This is a genomic window from Acidithiobacillus sp. AC3 (genome assembly GCF_050261095.1).
GTDB lineage: Bacteria > Pseudomonadota > Gammaproteobacteria > Acidithiobacillales > Acidithiobacillaceae > Igneacidithiobacillus > Igneacidithiobacillus copahuensis.
Window position 1 is genome coordinate 2083928 of sequence record NZ_CP189838.1, and the last position, 14357, is coordinate 2098284.

Genomic DNA, 14357 nt, shown 5'->3' on the forward strand with positions numbered 1-14357 from the left:
CAGTATGTCTTGTGTTACGAATTCCGTCAAAGATTCTAGCGCTGGACAGGCACCAAGACGGACAGAAGTGCCCTACGTATTGCTGCGGGAGAAGGGAAATCGCCATGCGATGGATCAAACGGTTTGCGGTACTCATCATTGTGGTGCTGGTTGCCTTCGGCGCCTACGCCTATTTTCAGATCTCCGACTACTATCCAAGTACCGATGATGCCTACGTGCACGCCCATGTCGTCAACATCGCTCCGCGGGTAACTGGTCATATCGTCGCGCTCTACGTGCGCGACAACCAGACTGTCCAACGGGGGCAGCCGCTGCTCAAGATCGATCCACGGGCATATGAGTATAAATTAGAACAGGCCGAGGCTGAACTCGCCCAGGCAGAGCGGCAACGCGCCAGCATTGCTGCCAAAATCGATTCGGCACAGGCACAAGTCCAGGCCAACCAGATCAATTATGCCAACGCCGCACGCAATGCCGACCGCGCCAAGGCGCTGGCCGCCAAACAGTATCTGTCTGCGCAAGCAGCAGACGACGCGCAGACCAAAGCGGCTGAGTTGCAAGCGCAGTTGCAGGCCAATCACGCATCCCTTGCTGGAGCCGTGTCGGAAAAATCGCTGAACAAAGCGCGGATTGCCGCAGCCGAGGCAGCAGTGCGCATGGCCAAGCTGGATCTCTCCGAGACCACGATTTACGCACCGATTACCGGTGTGGTCAGCAAGGTAGATAAAATTCATATAGGAGATGTCGTTTCCGTCAACCAGGATCTCTTTCCCCTGATTGGCAACCAAGCCTACTGGATCGAGGCAAATTACAAAGAGACCGATCTCGACCGCGTCCATCCGGGACTCGCAGCGACCATCAATATCGACATGTACCCCAACCACACCTTCAAAGGCAAGGTAGTGAGCATCAGCGGTGGTGCCGGCAATGCCTTCTCCCTGCTGCCTCCGGAAAATGCGACCGGTAACTGGGTGAAGGTCACGCAACGCGTGCCGGTACGTATCGACGTGCTCAATCCCGATCCGAAGCTGCCCCTGCACATCGGTACGAGCGCAACCGTCACCGTAACCACCAAACATGTCCCCGGCTGGGTTACCTTTCTACAACCATACTTCTGATTTTGTTTTAGGCAGGCCCGATGCGCTTGCCTTCGATTTCTACCCCAATCGTAGGCGGCGCCTGCGTTCCTTGCGACACCTCCGTTTTGCGTGTCTCTCTACCTTGCGCCTCCCAATGACTTGCGACAAGCAGGTGGCAGCTTGGCCAGTTGCCCGGGCTGGCGGCGACGCGGGTGAATCCAGGTAGTGCGCATACCCAGAAGGCGCGCAGTGCGGAGATTGGCGCGGCTATCATCAAAAAAATGACAGCGCAGGGCAGCGACCCGGTAGCGTCGTAGCAAGCTGCGGTAGGCGTGAACATCGGGTTTGCCGCGCAAGGCCGCCGCCGAGAGGTCAAAAATTCCCAAAAAATGTCGCGTCACCTGCAAGCGCGCCAGGACCCGCTCGGCATGCGCGGTGACACTATTGGTGAAGATATACGCAGGTCCGTCGAGGCTGGCCAGCCAGCGGTCGAGATGCAGATCGGCGGGTACCGTGGCCGCCAAGGCTGGCGGATGAATGGCCTGCAAAAATTCGTGGGGATCGGTGTCGTGATGCCGCATCAATCCCGCCAGCGTGGTTCCGTAGCGGCGCCAGTATTGCTGGCGCAGCGCCTCCGCTGCCGCACGCTCGAGGCCGAACTTCTCTTGCAGATAGGCATGCATGTAGCGATGCATCTGCGGAAAGCAGTGCACATTAGCATCGTAGAGGGTGTTGTCGAGATCGAAGAGGTAGACCGGCCAGGGCCGTCGGCGCAACCCCAAAAAACGCGGCAGGATACCATCGGCTCGTGGGGCCCCACGCCGCTGCCCTCGTTTCCGTTTTCGCTTCAATCGAGATCCGAAATCAACGTGCCAACACCCAGGCGCGTGAACACCTCGAGCAGCAAGGCGTGCGGTACTCGACCATCAATGATGTGGGCGGCACGCACGCCCCCGGCCAGCGCATCGAGACAACAGCGCAACTTGGGGATCATACCGCCGGTGATCACGCCATTGCTCATCAGCTGCTGTACCTCGGCGATGCGCAGCCGCTCGTAGAGTTGATTCTCCGGGTCCAGGACGCCGGCAACATTGGTCATCAGCACAAACTTTTCGGCATGCAGGGTGCTGGCCAAGGCGCCTGCCACCAGGTCGGCATTGATGTTGTAGGATTCTCCACCCACCCCAACACCAATTGGCGCAATCACCGGAATCACCCCACCGGCATCGAGAAAGCGGATCAGCTCGGCATTGACCCGCGTCACTTCTCCCACCCAGCCCAGATCGACGCCATCATCCCGCTGCAGCTTGGCTGCCTGGATCAGATTCCCGTCTTTGCCGGTCAGCCCCAGCGCTTTTCCACCGGCACGCTGAATTCCCTGGACGATCTGTTTGTTGACCAGGCCACCGAGCACCATCTCCACCACTTCCATCGTCGCGTCATCGGTCACGCGCATGCCATCGAGCATTTTGGAAGGTAAATCGAGGCGCTGCAGCAGTGCATTGATCTGCGGACCACCACCATGCACGATGACCGGGTTCATCCCCACCTGTTTGAGCAGGGTGACATCGTAGGCAAACTGTTCCTGCAAGACGGGCTCGGTCATGGCGTTGCCACCATATTTGATGACCAAGGTGCTGCCCTGGAAGCGTTGCATGTACGGCAAGGCCTCGATGAGGAATTCGGCCTGCTGACGGGGGTCGATACTCATGAAGAAATTCCTATGGCTCAGAACGGTTGCGAATTCCGCGTAATAGCATCTCGACCATCGCTCGGTCATACTCTTCGGGGCGATCGACAAAGGTCACGGTAGGATATTGTCGCAGCAATTCGCGCGATTGAAAAAAGATGACATTGGCGCCGAGCAACATGGTAGCCACCAACGCCGGATCGAAATCCTTGCGCAGTTCTCCCCGCTCCTGACCGAGCTGGAGAATCTGCACCAAACTGGCGAACAGATCTGCCAGCCCGGCATCCGCCAGATCGCGGGCGCGTGGCTCGCCTTTTTCCAGCATCTCCCGCAGAAACAGACGCACCAATCGTGGACGCGCCAGCAGGTGCTGCAGATGATTCACGGCAAAATGGTGCAAGGCCTCGCTGGCTGTGCCGCTCTTGTCCACCGCTGCCTGCAGCAGGGCGCGCAGGCTGGCCGCGGCACTCTGCAGAACCGCCAGATAAAGAGCGTCTTTGTTGGGGAAATAGTGATAAATATTGGCCTTGCTAATACCCGCATCGGTAGCGATGGCATGCATGGAAACCGCATCGAAACCGTGATCGGCGAACAGCTTCTCGGCCGCCGCAATGATTTTGCGGCAACCCTCTCCTTCGCTGCTCACGCTGGTCGCGTCATTTTCCATTCTGGTAACCCACACAACCGATACTGACTCGTCGGTCAGTCTAGCACTGGAGCGCCTCCCAACACCATCCACGCGATGCAGTCGGCTTTGCCATTTGCTATTCTTAGCGCCAATCCTCTGCATGGTGCCCAATGTTCCACCAACATAACAGCCACAGCGACTTTTCTTTCACCCTGCTTTTGCAGGCATTGCATGGCGTCACCCTCTGGCGTCCCAATGTCGTCTACGGCGGATGCATCCTCGCCGGGGCTATCCTTTGGGAGGGCCTAGCCAGCTGGGGACAGGACGCAGCGGGCGCAGTGCTGGGCGCGGCTCTCTTCGTCCTGGCTGTATTGATTGGCTACCTGGCCGCCGGACGTCTGCTGGTCTACGACGCCCGCGGCGAGCGCAGCCCAGGTATCTGGCGCAGTATCGCGTTCGCATTGCGGGCCTGGCCGCGCCTTCTCTTACTGGTGGTAATGGAGGGACTGCTGCTGCTGGGAATCGGTGTCGTCGAAATGCTGGCCTTTGGTCTGACGCGCATTCCTGCGTTTGGTCCCTATCTCGTTGTACCGCTCTTTCCTTTGGCAGTCATTTTCAATGCCGCATTGCTCATCCTCGCGATTATTGTCTTCAATTTGTCGGGCCCCGCCCTCTGGCATGGCGAGGGAGTGGCAAAAGCCTTGCGACATACCATTACCATCGCTCGGAAACGGCCTGGTTCCGTGTTACTGATGATGCTTTTGCTCGGAGTATTGAGCAGCGCTGTGGCGGTAGTCATCATTCTGCTTCTTTACGGCGGCTATGCCCTGACGCTGGCGGCGGCAACGCCATTTCTGGCGAATGCGCTGTACGACCATGGTGGCGGCGAGGCGCTCTTGCTCGATTGGCTCCCCAATCTGCATGTCGCGGTGCAGCAGTGGCAGCAGAGTGTCGCCCCCATCGTCCACTGGACCCATAGCGGCCAGCGTCTGTCCTGGTTTGCCGCCGGCATTCTTACCTTTTTGTTGCCCAACGTCGTATTTCTGTTGGGCATGGCTCACCTCTACCTGGAGGCCCTGGAGCTGGAAGCTCCGGAAGACCTGTAAGGAAGGATCCTATGAAAAAATTAAAACGGCAGTGGGAATTGGAGAAACAACGTTGCCAGAGCTGCGGCATGCCTCTGTGCTTCGATCCAGAGGGCGGAGGCAGCGAAGCAGACGGCAGCCGCAGCAAGAAGTTCTGTAGCTACTGCTACGCGTCTGGGGAATTCAAGGAGCCCGATCTGGAGCTGGAGCAGATGCAGCAGCGCGCCCGCAACCTGCTGCGCAAACGCGGTCAGCCCTGGTACATCCGTGCGTACATGGCGCATCGGATTGCCACCCTGTCCCGATGGCGCAAGAAATGAAGTGGATAAAGCAAAAGGGCCGGCATGCAGCAGGCCCTTTTGCTTGGCTAGCGCGTAATCAAATACTGTTGCGCGGGCGACGTCCACGACGAGGCTTCAGCTCCTGCATCAAAGCCTCACCGCGCTGATGCAGCGCATTCATCTTGGCTTCGTCCCCATTCACTCGTTCATAAACTTCTGCCACGGCTGCAAGGATTTGCGTCGCCTCCCAGCCATTGGCCAAACGAGAAATACGATCGACCAGCATACGCCGCTGCGCATCACGCTCACGCTTGAGTTTGGGATTTTCCTGCAAGCGGCGCTTCTGCTCCTCGATCTTGTTCATCTGCTCGCGCATGCGAGCTTCCATCTGCAGTTTTTTGGCTTCCAGATCTGCCAAACGTTCTTCCGCCGTACGCCGATGTCTTTTCTGCTTTTCCATTTTCCGAGCTCCCCATTACCGAAGATTTGGCGTCATCTACGCCAACGCCAGAGATTATGTCAGCTCGTTTTACTTTTCGCAAATACGAAAGCGTCAGAAAATATATATTGCGAATCGAGACCGGATTGCTCCAGACTTTCGGCCAAGTCGAAGACCATATCCGGATGCCCGCAAAGATAGGCGACAAGGTCTTTCGGCTGGGGAAAATCCGCGCCGATTGCCGTGGTGATATAACCAGTTCTCCCATTCCAGGAGGCATCTGGACGCGAAACCACGGGATGGAAGTGAAAGTTAGGATGCCTCGCCTGCCATTCCTGTAACAGTTCCTGATAATAAAATTCTTGGGCATAGCGCACACCCCAGTAAAAATGGATATCGCGGGTATCAGGATTGGCAAAGAGTTGTTCCAGCATTCCCTTGATCGGCGCAAAGCCCGTTCCCGTTGCCGCCAGGAGTAATGGGCGCTCCGGCCAGTCATCACGGATGAAGAAAGTACCCAGCGGACCTTCAAAGCGCAGGATGTCTTTTTCCTTCATGGTGGAAAAGACATGCCCGGTGAACTGGCCACCCGGGACATGCTTGATGTGCAGCTCCAGCTGCGCGCCGGGTCCTGGCATATTGGCGATGGAAAAGCCTCGTCTACTGCCGTCCTTGAGCAGAATATCGATGTACTGGCCAGGTAAAAAGCGAAATTCCTGGGTGCTGGGCAGCTGTAAAAACAGGGCTCGTACCTCGGGCGCGAGGTCAACGATACGCGCCACCCGGGAAGGCAGAGTCTTGATTTCGATCCCAGCGGCAGCACCAACCTCGCGCGCCTCAATCGATAAATCCGTTAACGGTGTCGCCTGACAAAAGAGGGCAAAACCTGCCTCCATCTCTTCATCCGGCAACATCTTTTCATCGACGTCCCCATAATCGACAGATCCCGCCAGAATCTTGCCTTTACAGGTTGCACACGTGCCACTGCGACAGCTATAGGGCAAGGCATAGCCATGACGCAGGGCTGCCTCGAGGATCGTTTCGTTGGCCTCGATGTCCATTTCATGGCCACTGGGTTCGATGCGTAAACGATAAGTCATGTGCTACTCCTGTCGAGAAGAGATGACGACCCGGGAAGCGGAGAAAAGGGCGAAATCTCGCTCTGATCAAAACGGTTCCAGATCCAACAAAACAATGCAGCGGTCCTTTCTGCATCATATAAGGCCGAATGCGCCTGTTTTCCATCCCAATCCAAGCCGGCCTTGCGCACCGCTTTGGCGAGGACGGTTTCACCGAGCGCCAAAGCAGACAGTGTGACCGTATCCAGGGTACTGAAAGGATGAAAGGGACTGTTTTTTAGCTGCTCTCGTGCCGCAGCGGCGTGCAGAAAAGACAGATCAAAATTGGCATTGTGTCCCACCAAAACGGCACGACGACATTGCTGATCACGCACTTGGCCGCGCAGCGCCCGAAACAGCTCGCGCAGCGCCTGCGCCTCAGGAATGGCGCCGCGCAGGGGATGCTCAGGATCGATCCCGTTAAATGCCAAGGCCTGCGGATCCAGGATGGCGCCGACAAAAGGTTCTACGTGATAGTGCAGAGTTTGCACCGGCTGCAAGTTACCGCTCTCTCCGGCAATTACCACCGCAGCGATCTCCAGCAGCGCATGGCGCTGGCAATCGAAGCCGGCAGTTTCGACATCCACTACCACCGGCAGAAAACCGCGCACGCGCTCAGCAATGGGGGTCATGCTCATACGGCGTCCACTCGCGCAGGAAAGCGCAACGCCCGCGGCCCGGCAAGGACTACGGCGCTGGCGACGCTCAGACTCACCGCGGCGGTCAACATTAGCATCACCACCAACTGCATCGATACCGCCGCAAGCGGCGCCATGCCCGCCAAAATCATCCCCGCAGTGATGCCCGGTATATGGATCATGCCCACGCTTTTCAGACTGTCCAACGTGGGGATGAGGGAACTGCGCACTACCATCGCGTAGAGCTGGCGCATGGCCTGGCGCTCGGTGGCGCCTAGGGCGAGCATGGCAAGTAGCAGATCCTCGCGCTGGTCGACCTCACTACGCAAACGATTCAGGGCAAGCGAAACCGCGTTCATCGAGTTGCCGATGATCATCCCCCCGATCGGCACCAGGGACTGCCCCTTCCAGGTGACCAGACCCGACACCAACATCCACGCTAGGGTGATCGTGGTGGCCAGGAAGATGCTTGCAGTTCCCACCCAGTAGGCATGTGGGATTCCCGCCCCGCGTTTGCGATTGAAGAAACCGGCAGTGAAGATCATCAGGGCAAGAAACAGAATGAGGAGAGGTGGTGACTCCTGGCGAAACAGCCAACCCAGGATAAAGCCCATGATAGCAAGCTGGACGGTGGCACGCAGCGCCGACCACCACAACTCCCGCCCCACTCCAAGCCGCTGCCAGGCAGACAGCGCCCAGGAACTGCCGAGGAGACCAAAGACGCCAGCAATCGCCCACGGCGAAAAATGACTGAATAAACCGGTCGCAGCGTACTGCATACCTTTCTCGAAACGGAAAATAAGCGGTGACTATAGCAGGCTTGCCATGCCGTTTCACCGCAACGAATTGTCATGCGCGGGCATAGCGTGACACGCCAAGCCTCTGGTGTGTATAGTATTAACTATTGATACACATTGAGGAGACAACGATGCGGACCAACATCGTGATAGACGATAAGCTCATGGATGAGGCCCTGAAAGCCACCGGCCTCAAAACCAAGAAGGAAGCCGTGGAGCTTGGTCTGAAGACGTTAATTACGCTAAAGAAACAGGCGACCATCAAAGAGTATAGAGGCAAACTGACCTGGGAGGGCGATCTGACAGCAGTACGGACTGCCCGATGATAGTGGTCGATTCCAGCGTCTGGATCGATTATTTCAACGGTGTTGCTAGCCGCGAAACCGACACGCTCGACGCCCTGCTGGGGGTTGAAGCTCTGGCCGTGGGTGACGTGATCCTTGCCGAAGTGCTACAGGGCTTTCGGAGCGATGCGGACTACAAGATCGCCAAAAGCCTCATGAGTTCTCTTATCGTTGTAGAGATGCTTGGTGAAGCGAACGCCATCAAGTGCGCCGAGCACTACAGAGCGCTACGCAAACGTGGCGTCACAATACGAAAGACGATCGACGTTTTCATTGCCACCTACAGCATCGAGAATCAGTGCCCACTACTGTTTCAGGATCAGGATTTCCTGCCCTTCGTAGAGCATATGAGCCTCTTGCCCGTTATCAAGTGCGCATAATCGATGAACATCACATGGTGTATCTAGTTAACGGGGATGCGCTCTTCACGAAACGCCAATTCGGCTGGCGAAGGAAGGAAGTCAGGAAGCACCTGAATCTTGCCAAGAGGTTCATCGGTGTATTTGATTTTCGCGCTCATAGATAGTCTTTCCTTTGCGCCAATAGCCGAAGGTCGGGGACCGCGTCGCACGTTGATCGTGTTCATCGACGATGCCACCAGCGAGTTGCTGGCCCTGCGCTTCGCCCCCGCCGAGACGACCCAAGCCTACCTGGAGACCCTGCGCAGCTACCTGAGCGAGCATGGGCGGCCGGTGGCGCTCTACTCCGACAAGCACGGCATCTTCCGGGTGAACCACCCGGAGAGGGAGGGGGAACTGACGCAGTTCACCCGCGCGCTCAAGACCCTCGACATCGCACCGATCCACGCCAACACACCGCAGGCCAAGGGCCGCGTCGAGCGGGCCAATCAGACCCTCCAGGATCGCCTGGTCAAGGAGCTGCGTCTGGCCGGCATTTCGGACATCGACGCCGCCAACGCCTTCCTGCCGAGCTTCAGAAAGGAGTACAACGCACGCTTCGCCGTGGCTCCGCAGAATGCCACCGACGCGCATCGTCCGGTGCTGCACGACGCTCTGGAGCTCGACCTGATCTTCAGCCTCCAAAGCCACCGCAAGCTCTCGAAGAACCTCACCCTCCAGTACAAGAACCGGGAGTACCAGCTCACCGGACAGGGCAAAGGCTATCGCCTCAGAGGGGCACAGATCACGGTCTGCGAGGCCTTCGACGGCACGGTGACCTTGCTTTATCAAGGGAAGGCTCTGCCTTATCGCATCCTCAACGAAGGCGAGCCGCCCATCCCCGTAGACGACGAGAAGAGCATCCATGCCACCGTCGAGCAAGCCAAGACCATCCAGCTCCATCGCAAAACCTATAAGCCCGCACCCGACCATCCGTGGAGACGAGGCGCAACTTCTTCACCCTCCGCTACCGTCTGACACCACAAAAGGCATGAGAAAGGGGACATTTCAGTCTGGGAGAAAAGAGGACATTTCAGCTTTGGGTTGACACCGTCTGCCCGAGCGATTGACTTAGGCAGTATACGGTGGTAGGTTTAATAATCCTAATAGTAGTTGGGCCTCTAATTCGCTTACCTTCATTCACCACGCACTGATCCTGCTCTACGCCGATAACCCCTCTACAGGAACCTAAACCCATGGCGATTCAAATCTCCCTCTTTAACCACAAGGGCGGTGTAGGCAAGACCACAACCGCATTCAATCTGGGTTGGATGCTGGCCGCTAAAGGAAAGAAGGTACTTCTTGCGGACTGCGATCCACAGTGCAATCTGACTGGAATGGTTTTAGGGTTCAAGGGCCCTGAAGAATTCGCCACGATTTACGAATCTGGCGGCGTCCGAAACATCCGCGATGGGCTTGCCCCGGCATTCGAATCGCGTCCCGCACCAATCGACCCAGTAACCTGTGAGTCTATTGATGGCCAGCCAAACATGTATCTCATTCCGGGGCATATCGGACTAGCTGAATACGAAGTAACACTCGGTATTGCTCAAGAACTTTCCGGATCACTAGTAACCCTCCAGAATCTTCCTGGGGCGCTACATTACCTATTTCGCCTAACTGCGTTGAAGTACAAAATTGACTATATCTTGGTCGACATGAGTCCGAGCCTTGGTCCCATCAACCAAAACCTTTTGATGACGAGCGACCACTTCTTGGTGCCAATGGCGCCTGACTATTTTTCGGTAATGGCAACCGACTCCCTTGCTTCCGTCCTCCCAAAGTGGAGGGCATGGGCTAAGCAGGCGCAGGGCGTCGCAGTCCTTCAAAAAGCAGCCTACCCATTCCCAACAGTTAGTCCAAAATTCTTGGGTACAGTTGTGCAGAAATATCGGCTCAGGGAAGGACAAACACCCTCAGCAGCATTTCAGAATTGGATTGACGAGATTGAAAGCGGAGTCCAACAAAAGCTACTTCCTGCACTTAAGGCTGCTGACATGCTGATGGCTGATGCCGCTTACCAAAGCATCGACATCCCTCCGGGTAAGCCTCTATTGCAGATGTCGGACTTCAACAGCCTAATCGCCCTCTCTCAGAAGCATAAGGTTCCCGTATTCGCACTGAGCGACGCACAACTAGAGCAGACTGGAGTCGTCCTAGAGCGTACGAAGAAGTCAATGCACCAATTTCGCGACCTTTTCTCAGACGCGGCAGATCGCATCCTGACCCTCACGTCCTATGATCAAGGCCATTGACGCATTCCGAACAAGCATGGACCGCGCTCGCCACTTGGGCGGTCTACACGACGTCTTGTCGTCGCTGACGACAAGCGCAGTAGACTCCTCGGACTTACTCAGAGCGCAGCTTGTCCTTGGGGTAAGTGCCCTCGATTACTACGTTCACGAAATTACAGTGCTGGGAATGGTTGCCGTATTAGAAGGAAGGCGACCTCGCACGCCAGCATTTCTGAAGTACCGTGTTGCGATGGATTCGGTACTCTCTGGTAGCACGGGATACGCGTGGTTTGAATCCGACATCCGCGAGCGGCACAGTTTTCTCTCATTTCAGCAGCCTGACAAAATCGCAGATGCAATACGTCTATTCTCTGACGTGAACCTTTGGCAGCAGGTCGCACTGCAATTGTCCATGCCTGAACAGGATGTCAAAGCTCGACTCAAGCTCATTGTGGACCGACGAAACAAGATCGCGCACGAGGCAGACGTTGATCCCAGCTTTCCAAACATGCGCTGGCCAATTATTCAGTCAGACGTCGACCAATCTCTAAACTTCGTCGCTCATATCTGCGAGAGCATCTATGTCGCAGTTCAATAGGCAAATCAATCAGGTTGCGTGCAGTGTCAATTCCGAGGCCCAACCCATCATTCCACCGGACCTGCGCGAAAAGCCGCGCAGTCCGGTGAATTCAAAGGTTAGCCGTCATCCCCACGGGTAAACCAAGCGCTATGAATCCTTACTACATCTACGCACTGAAAGATCCAAGATCTTCCCCTGCGAAGCCTTTTTACATCGGGAAAGGGACAGGCAATTGCGCCTGGGATCACACCTTGCGCGTGGATGCGATTCGCAAAGGAAGGCGCATCTCTGAAATCCAAGAACAAGGTCACGAAGTCGTGACGGCAGTACTTGTTGATGACCTAACCGAAGCCCAAGCACTGAAATTGGAAGCCGAGTTAATCGCAGCGTTTGGTTCTGAGGACACGGGCGGCCTCCTCACAAATTCGGTAATGCCATCTGGCGCCGCGCCTAAAGCTCGACGCAACCTGACGGTTCCCGCTGGCGTTGTTGAGAAAGCTCAAATTGGCCTGGAACTCCTGAAGGCAGCTGTTCTTGAGCTGTAACCGCTCAAACCGCACCGTACTTTCGGGGCTGGCTGGCGAGCTCTAACCTGCTTTTGTTTTCACTGAGCAGGAGTGCGATATGAACCCGCGACGCAGCCAGAGCGACTGGCAACGACTGATCGACGAGCAGAAGGTTTCTGGCCTGAGCCAGAAGGCATTTTGTGCCCAAACTGGTATAGCGGTGGCGACCTACCAGTATTGGAAGCGCAAGCTGCGGGTCGATGCTGCGGTCCAATCGGACGCGGTGACGGGTTCCCGGAAGGACTGGCTCGAGCTGACCCCCGAGCTGTCCGAGCCGGCGCTTGGCTGGCACATCGAGCTCGATCTGGGCCACGGGGTGTGTCTGCGGCTGCGTCAGGGCTGAGCATGCTACTGCCGGAGTCCGGTATCCGGGTGTGGCTGTATGCGCCGCCTGCGGATATGCGCAAGTCCTTCGATGGGCTCAGCGCCCTGGTGCGACAGAAGCTCGCCGGGGATCCGGCCAGCGGCCAGCTCTTCGTGTTCCTCAACCGCCGGCGCACGCAGTTGAAAGTGCTGTACTTCGAGCCAGGCGGCTACTGCCTGTGGAGCAAGCGCTTGGAGGCGGGTCGCTTTCATTTCAACGAGCAAGCGGGTGACCGGCAGGCACTGAGTTGGACAGACCTGAGTCTGATGATCGAAGGCATTGATCTATCCTCGCTGCGCCGCTTCAAGCGCTTCGAAAAGGGCAAAAACCGTAGCCATGAGAGGCCCGAAATGCTATAATGCCGTGCATGCAACTCATTGATTCCAAAGCATAAAACGTCCTCGCACCCGGAATCGATCCGTCGGCCAACTTCTGTCGCACCAGGGCGCTGAGCCCATCGAAGGACTTGCGCATTGAAGTGGCCCCCGAAAGTTGGACAAGGGGTTAAGCTCTGGGCTTCAGGAAAGGAGTCGAGGGATGAAGGGAAAACGCAAGCAGTACAAGCCGGAATTCAAGGCGCAGGTAGCCCTGGCGGCCTTGCAGGGCGATAAGACGATGGCCGAGCTGGCGCAAGAATTTGGGGTACACCCCACCATGATCAATGCCTGGCGCCGGCAGCTGGTGGAGCATGCGGCCACGGCCTTTGAACGGGGAAAGTCCCGGACCGAGGAGCCCGTGGACGTGCAGGCTTTGTATCGGAAGATCGGACAGCTGGAGATGGAACGCGATTTTTTAGCCTCCAGGCCCGGTCTCATGTCTCGGATCGGGAAAGGCGCCAAATGATCGACCGGGCCCAAACCCCAGTTTCTGTGCAACGGCAATGCGCTCTTTTGGGCGTGCCCCGCAGTACGGTCTATTACCGCGCGCATCCTCGGCCGATGGGCGACGGGCTGTTGCGGGCGATCGATCGCCTCTACACCGCCTTTCCATTCATGGGTAGGCGGCAGATCCATCGGATGCTGAAAGCGGAGAATGTCGTGGTCAACCGCAAAACGGTACACCGGGCCATGCGTATCCTCGACATTGCCGCGGTGGCGCCCGGACCACACACCAGCAAGCCCCATCCCCAGCACCCAAAATATCCTTATCTGTTGCGTGGCGTGACGGTGGACCGTCCCCACCAGGTCTGGTCCGCGGATGTGACCTATCTGCCCATGGCACGAGGATTTCAATACCTCGTAGCCGTAGTGGACTGGTTCAGTCGTAAGGTGTTGTCCTGGCGGGTTTCCAACAGTCTTGATGCGGGTTTCTGCGTAGAGGCCCTGAAAGAGGCCATACGCCGCTATGGCACCCCCGAGATCTTCAACACGGATCAGGGCGCTCAGTTCACCGCGGAGTCCTTCCTCTCTGTACTCCGCCAGCACGGCATTCGAATCAGTATGGACGGCAAAGGCCGGGCCCTAGATAACGTCTTTGTCGAACGGCTTTGGCGCACCGTCAAATACGAGCACGTCTACCTGCGGCCAGCAGAAACTGGAACCGAGCTGAAAGCTGGCCTCAGAGCCTACTTCGACTGGTATAATGCCGAAAGACCGCACTCCTCTCTGGGAGACAGAACACCCGATGTGGTCTATGCAGAAGGTTTACAAAGGCTGGTGGCCTGACCCGCCATGGAAACAGGTTCAGAGCTTAATCACTCCAGCAGGCTGTCCAATCCAGGGGGGCCACCTCACATATCCGCAGGCGGCGCATACAGCCACACCCGGATACCGGACTCCGGCAGTAGCATGCTCAGCCCTGACGCAGCCGCAGACACACCCCGTGGCCCAGATCGAGCTCGATGTGCCAGCCAAGCGCCGGCTCGGACAGCTCGGGGGTCAGCTCGAGCCAGTCCTTCCGGGAACCCGTCACCGCGTCCGATTGGACCGCAGCATCGACCCGCAGCTTGCGCTTCCAATACTGGTAGGTCGCCACCGCTATACCAGTTTGGGCACAAAATGCCTTCTGGCTCAGGCCAGAAACCTTCTGCTCGTCGATCAGTCGTTGCCAGTCGCTCTGGCTGCGTCGCGGGTTCATATCGCACTCCTGCTCAGTGAAAACAAAAGCAGGTTAGAGC

At 57.1% G+C, this 14357-nt stretch carries 19 protein-coding genes and 1 pseudogene; 12 read left to right on the plus strand and 8 right to left on the minus strand.

The genetic code is table 11. The features are described 5' to 3' along the window. Window positions 1–104 precede the first annotated feature (104 nt). Complete coding sequence (locus ACQAYK_RS10485) at window positions 105–1118, plus strand: HlyD family secretion protein (RefSeq protein WP_215872896.1); 1014 nt, start codon at window positions 105–107, stop codon at window positions 1116–1118. Between the two features lie 98 nt (window positions 1119–1216). On the opposite strand, the gene ACQAYK_RS10490 is transcribed toward ACQAYK_RS10485, so the two are convergent. The 3 genes from ACQAYK_RS10490 to ACQAYK_RS10500 are packed head-to-tail and all read right to left on the minus strand — an operon-like array spanning window position 1217 to window position 3436. Then, entirely contained in the window at window positions 1217–1930 is a 714-nt protein-coding gene (locus ACQAYK_RS10490) for a pyrimidine 5'-nucleotidase (RefSeq protein WP_226827803.1), read from the minus strand. Beyond that, on the minus strand, window positions 1927–2790 hold the full coding sequence (argB, locus tag ACQAYK_RS10495) for an acetylglutamate kinase (protein WP_215872895.1): 864 nt from the start codon (window positions 2788–2790) through the stop codon (window positions 1927–1929). The genes ACQAYK_RS10490 and argB overlap by 4 nt, the downstream gene beginning before the upstream one ends. Before the next feature lie 10 nt (window positions 2791–2800). Then, the gene (locus tag ACQAYK_RS10500) at window positions 2801–3436 is read right to left on the minus strand and encodes a TetR/AcrR family transcriptional regulator (RefSeq protein WP_483167555.1); all 636 of its coding nucleotides are present in this window, start codon (window positions 3434–3436) and stop codon (window positions 2801–2803) included. Window positions 3437–3567: 131 nt separating this feature from the next. On the opposite strand from ACQAYK_RS10500, the gene ACQAYK_RS10505 reads away from it, so the two are divergent. Together ACQAYK_RS10505 and ACQAYK_RS10510 are read left to right on the plus strand one after the other, a co-directional pair. After that, window positions 3568–4503 carry a hypothetical protein gene (locus ACQAYK_RS10505; RefSeq protein WP_215872893.1) on the plus strand — a complete coding sequence of 312 codons (936 nt, stop codon included), beginning with the start codon at window positions 3568–3570 and terminating at the stop codon, window positions 4501–4503. Window positions 4504–4514: 11 nt separating this feature from the next. Beyond that, complete coding sequence (locus ACQAYK_RS10510; RefSeq protein ID WP_215872892.1) at window positions 4515–4802, plus strand: zinc ribbon domain-containing protein; 288 nt, start codon at window positions 4515–4517, stop codon at window positions 4800–4802. Window positions 4803–4860: 58 nt separating this feature from the next. Here the strand turns inward: ACQAYK_RS10510 and ACQAYK_RS10515 are convergent, their stop codons facing one another. Genes ACQAYK_RS10515 through ACQAYK_RS10530 form a run of 4 tightly spaced genes read right to left on the minus strand, consistent with a single transcriptional unit; the run spans window position 4861 to window position 7737 of the window. Further along, the gene (locus tag ACQAYK_RS10515; RefSeq protein ID WP_215872891.1) at window positions 4861–5223 is read right to left on the minus strand and encodes a hypothetical protein; all 363 of its coding nucleotides are present in this window, start codon (window positions 5221–5223) and stop codon (window positions 4861–4863) included. A gap of 59 nt (window positions 5224–5282) precedes the next feature. Continuing rightward, window positions 5283–6302 (minus strand): CDP-6-deoxy-delta-3,4-glucoseen reductase, encoded by a 1020-nt coding sequence (locus tag ACQAYK_RS10520; protein WP_215872890.1) that lies wholly within the window; start codon window positions 6300–6302, stop codon window positions 5283–5285. Continuing rightward, a complete protein-coding gene (gene rnt / locus ACQAYK_RS10525) occupies window positions 6299–6958 on the minus strand; it encodes a ribonuclease T (protein ID WP_226827806.1) in 660 nt (219 codons plus the stop codon). The genes ACQAYK_RS10520 and rnt overlap by 4 nt, the downstream gene beginning before the upstream one ends. Further along, window positions 6955–7737, minus strand: coding sequence for an ABC transporter permease (locus tag ACQAYK_RS10530; protein WP_215872889.1), 783 nt, complete (start codon window positions 7735–7737; stop codon window positions 6955–6957). Before ACQAYK_RS10530 ends, rnt begins: the two co-directional genes overlap by 4 nt. A 149-nt stretch (window positions 7738–7886) precedes the next feature. Between ACQAYK_RS10530 and ACQAYK_RS10535 the strand changes: the two genes are divergently transcribed. From ACQAYK_RS10535 to ACQAYK_RS10575, 9 genes and pseudogenes are all read left to right on the plus strand, one after another. Beyond that, entirely contained in the window at window positions 7887–8081 is a 195-nt protein-coding gene (locus ACQAYK_RS10535; protein WP_215872888.1) for a type II toxin-antitoxin system VapB family antitoxin, read from the plus strand. After that, window positions 8078–8479: a type II toxin-antitoxin system VapC family toxin gene (vapC, locus tag ACQAYK_RS10540; RefSeq protein WP_215872887.1), complete on the plus strand. Its 402-nt coding sequence runs from the start codon at window positions 8078–8080 to the stop codon at window positions 8477–8479. The genes ACQAYK_RS10535 and vapC overlap by 4 nt, the downstream gene beginning before the upstream one ends. 168 nt (window positions 8480–8647) lie before the next feature. Then, window positions 8648–9475, plus strand: a pseudogene (locus tag ACQAYK_RS10545) (ISNCY family transposase); the annotation flags it as partial. 218 nt (window positions 9476–9693) lie between these two features. Next, window positions 9694–10752 carry a ParA family protein gene (locus ACQAYK_RS10550; RefSeq protein WP_215872657.1) on the plus strand — a complete coding sequence of 353 codons (1059 nt, stop codon included), beginning with the start codon at window positions 9694–9696 and terminating at the stop codon, window positions 10750–10752. Between the two features lie 16 nt (window positions 10753–10768). Continuing rightward, window positions 10769–11329, plus strand: coding sequence for a HEPN domain-containing protein (locus ACQAYK_RS10555; protein WP_215872658.1), 561 nt, complete (start codon window positions 10769–10771; stop codon window positions 11327–11329). A 131-nt stretch (window positions 11330–11460) separates the two neighbouring features. After that, complete coding sequence (locus ACQAYK_RS10560; protein WP_215872659.1) at window positions 11461–11856, plus strand: GIY-YIG nuclease family protein; 396 nt, start codon at window positions 11461–11463, stop codon at window positions 11854–11856. Window positions 11857–11935: 79 nt separating this feature from the next. Further along, window positions 11936–12220, plus strand: a complete 285-nt coding sequence (gene tnpA, locus ACQAYK_RS10565) for an IS66 family insertion sequence element accessory protein TnpA (protein WP_215872660.1) — start codon at window positions 11936–11938, stop codon at window positions 12218–12220. A gap of 2 nt (window positions 12221–12222) precedes the next feature. Beyond that, entirely contained in the window at window positions 12223–12600 is a 378-nt protein-coding gene (tnpB, locus tag ACQAYK_RS10570) for an IS66 family insertion sequence element accessory protein TnpB (protein WP_215872661.1), read from the plus strand. A gap of 178 nt (window positions 12601–12778) precedes the next feature. Continuing rightward, window positions 12779–13905, plus strand: a protein-coding gene (locus tag ACQAYK_RS10575) for an IS3 family transposase (RefSeq protein WP_480082161.1) whose coding sequence is annotated in 2 segments (ribosomal slippage) — window positions 12779–13045 and window positions 13048–13905 — 1125 coding nt in all. Because the reading frame shifts where the segments join, the coding sequence is not laid out codon by codon here. 127 nt (window positions 13906–14032) lie between these two features. On the opposite strand, the gene tnpA (ACQAYK_RS10580) is transcribed toward ACQAYK_RS10575, so the two are convergent. Continuing rightward, complete coding sequence (tnpA, locus tag ACQAYK_RS10580; RefSeq protein WP_215872660.1) at window positions 14033–14317, minus strand: IS66 family insertion sequence element accessory protein TnpA; 285 nt, start codon at window positions 14315–14317, stop codon at window positions 14033–14035. Window positions 14318–14357: the final 40 nt, after the last annotated feature.

Excerpts from the sequence above, each read along its gene's own strand:
- ACQAYK_RS10485 (WP_215872896.1), top strand. The coding sequence starts at position 105 with ATGCGATGGATCAAACGGTTTGCGGTACTCATCATTGTGGTGCTGGTT.
- argB (WP_215872895.1), bottom strand. The coding sequence starts at position 2,790 with ATGAGTATCGACCCCCGTCAGCAGGCCGAATTCCTCATCGAGGCCTTG.
- ACQAYK_RS10500 (WP_483167555.1), bottom strand. The coding sequence starts at position 3,436 with ATGGAAAATGACGCGACCAGCGTGAGCAGCGAAGGAGAGGGTTGCCGC.
- ACQAYK_RS10505 (WP_215872893.1), top strand. The coding sequence starts at position 3,568 with ATGTTCCACCAACATAACAGCCACAGCGACTTTTCTTTCACCCTGCTT.
- ACQAYK_RS10510 (WP_215872892.1), top strand. The coding sequence starts at position 4,515 with ATGAAAAAATTAAAACGGCAGTGGGAATTGGAGAAACAACGTTGCCAG.
- ACQAYK_RS10515 (WP_215872891.1), bottom strand. The coding sequence starts at position 5,223 with ATGGAAAAGCAGAAAAGACATCGGCGTACGGCGGAAGAACGTTTGGCA.
- ACQAYK_RS10520 (WP_215872890.1), bottom strand. The coding sequence starts at position 6,302 with ATGACTTATCGTTTACGCATCGAACCCAGTGGCCATGAAATGGACATC.
- rnt (WP_226827806.1), bottom strand. The coding sequence starts at position 6,958 with ATGAGCATGACCCCCATTGCTGAGCGCGTGCGCGGTTTTCTGCCGGTG.
- ACQAYK_RS10530 (WP_215872889.1), bottom strand. The coding sequence starts at position 7,737 with ATGCAGTACGCTGCGACCGGTTTATTCAGTCATTTTTCGCCGTGGGCG.
- ACQAYK_RS10535 (WP_215872888.1), top strand. The coding sequence starts at position 7,887 with ATGCGGACCAACATCGTGATAGACGATAAGCTCATGGATGAGGCCCTG.
- vapC (WP_215872887.1), top strand. The coding sequence starts at position 8,078 with ATGATAGTGGTCGATTCCAGCGTCTGGATCGATTATTTCAACGGTGTT.
- ACQAYK_RS10550 (WP_215872657.1), top strand. The coding sequence starts at position 9,694 with ATGGCGATTCAAATCTCCCTCTTTAACCACAAGGGCGGTGTAGGCAAG.
- ACQAYK_RS10555 (WP_215872658.1), top strand. The coding sequence starts at position 10,769 with ATGGACCGCGCTCGCCACTTGGGCGGTCTACACGACGTCTTGTCGTCG.
- ACQAYK_RS10560 (WP_215872659.1), top strand. The coding sequence starts at position 11,461 with ATGAATCCTTACTACATCTACGCACTGAAAGATCCAAGATCTTCCCCT.
- tnpA (WP_215872660.1), top strand. The coding sequence starts at position 11,936 with ATGAACCCGCGACGCAGCCAGAGCGACTGGCAACGACTGATCGACGAG.
- tnpB (WP_215872661.1), top strand. The coding sequence starts at position 12,223 with ATGCTACTGCCGGAGTCCGGTATCCGGGTGTGGCTGTATGCGCCGCCT.
- tnpA (WP_215872660.1), bottom strand. The coding sequence starts at position 14,317 with ATGAACCCGCGACGCAGCCAGAGCGACTGGCAACGACTGATCGACGAG.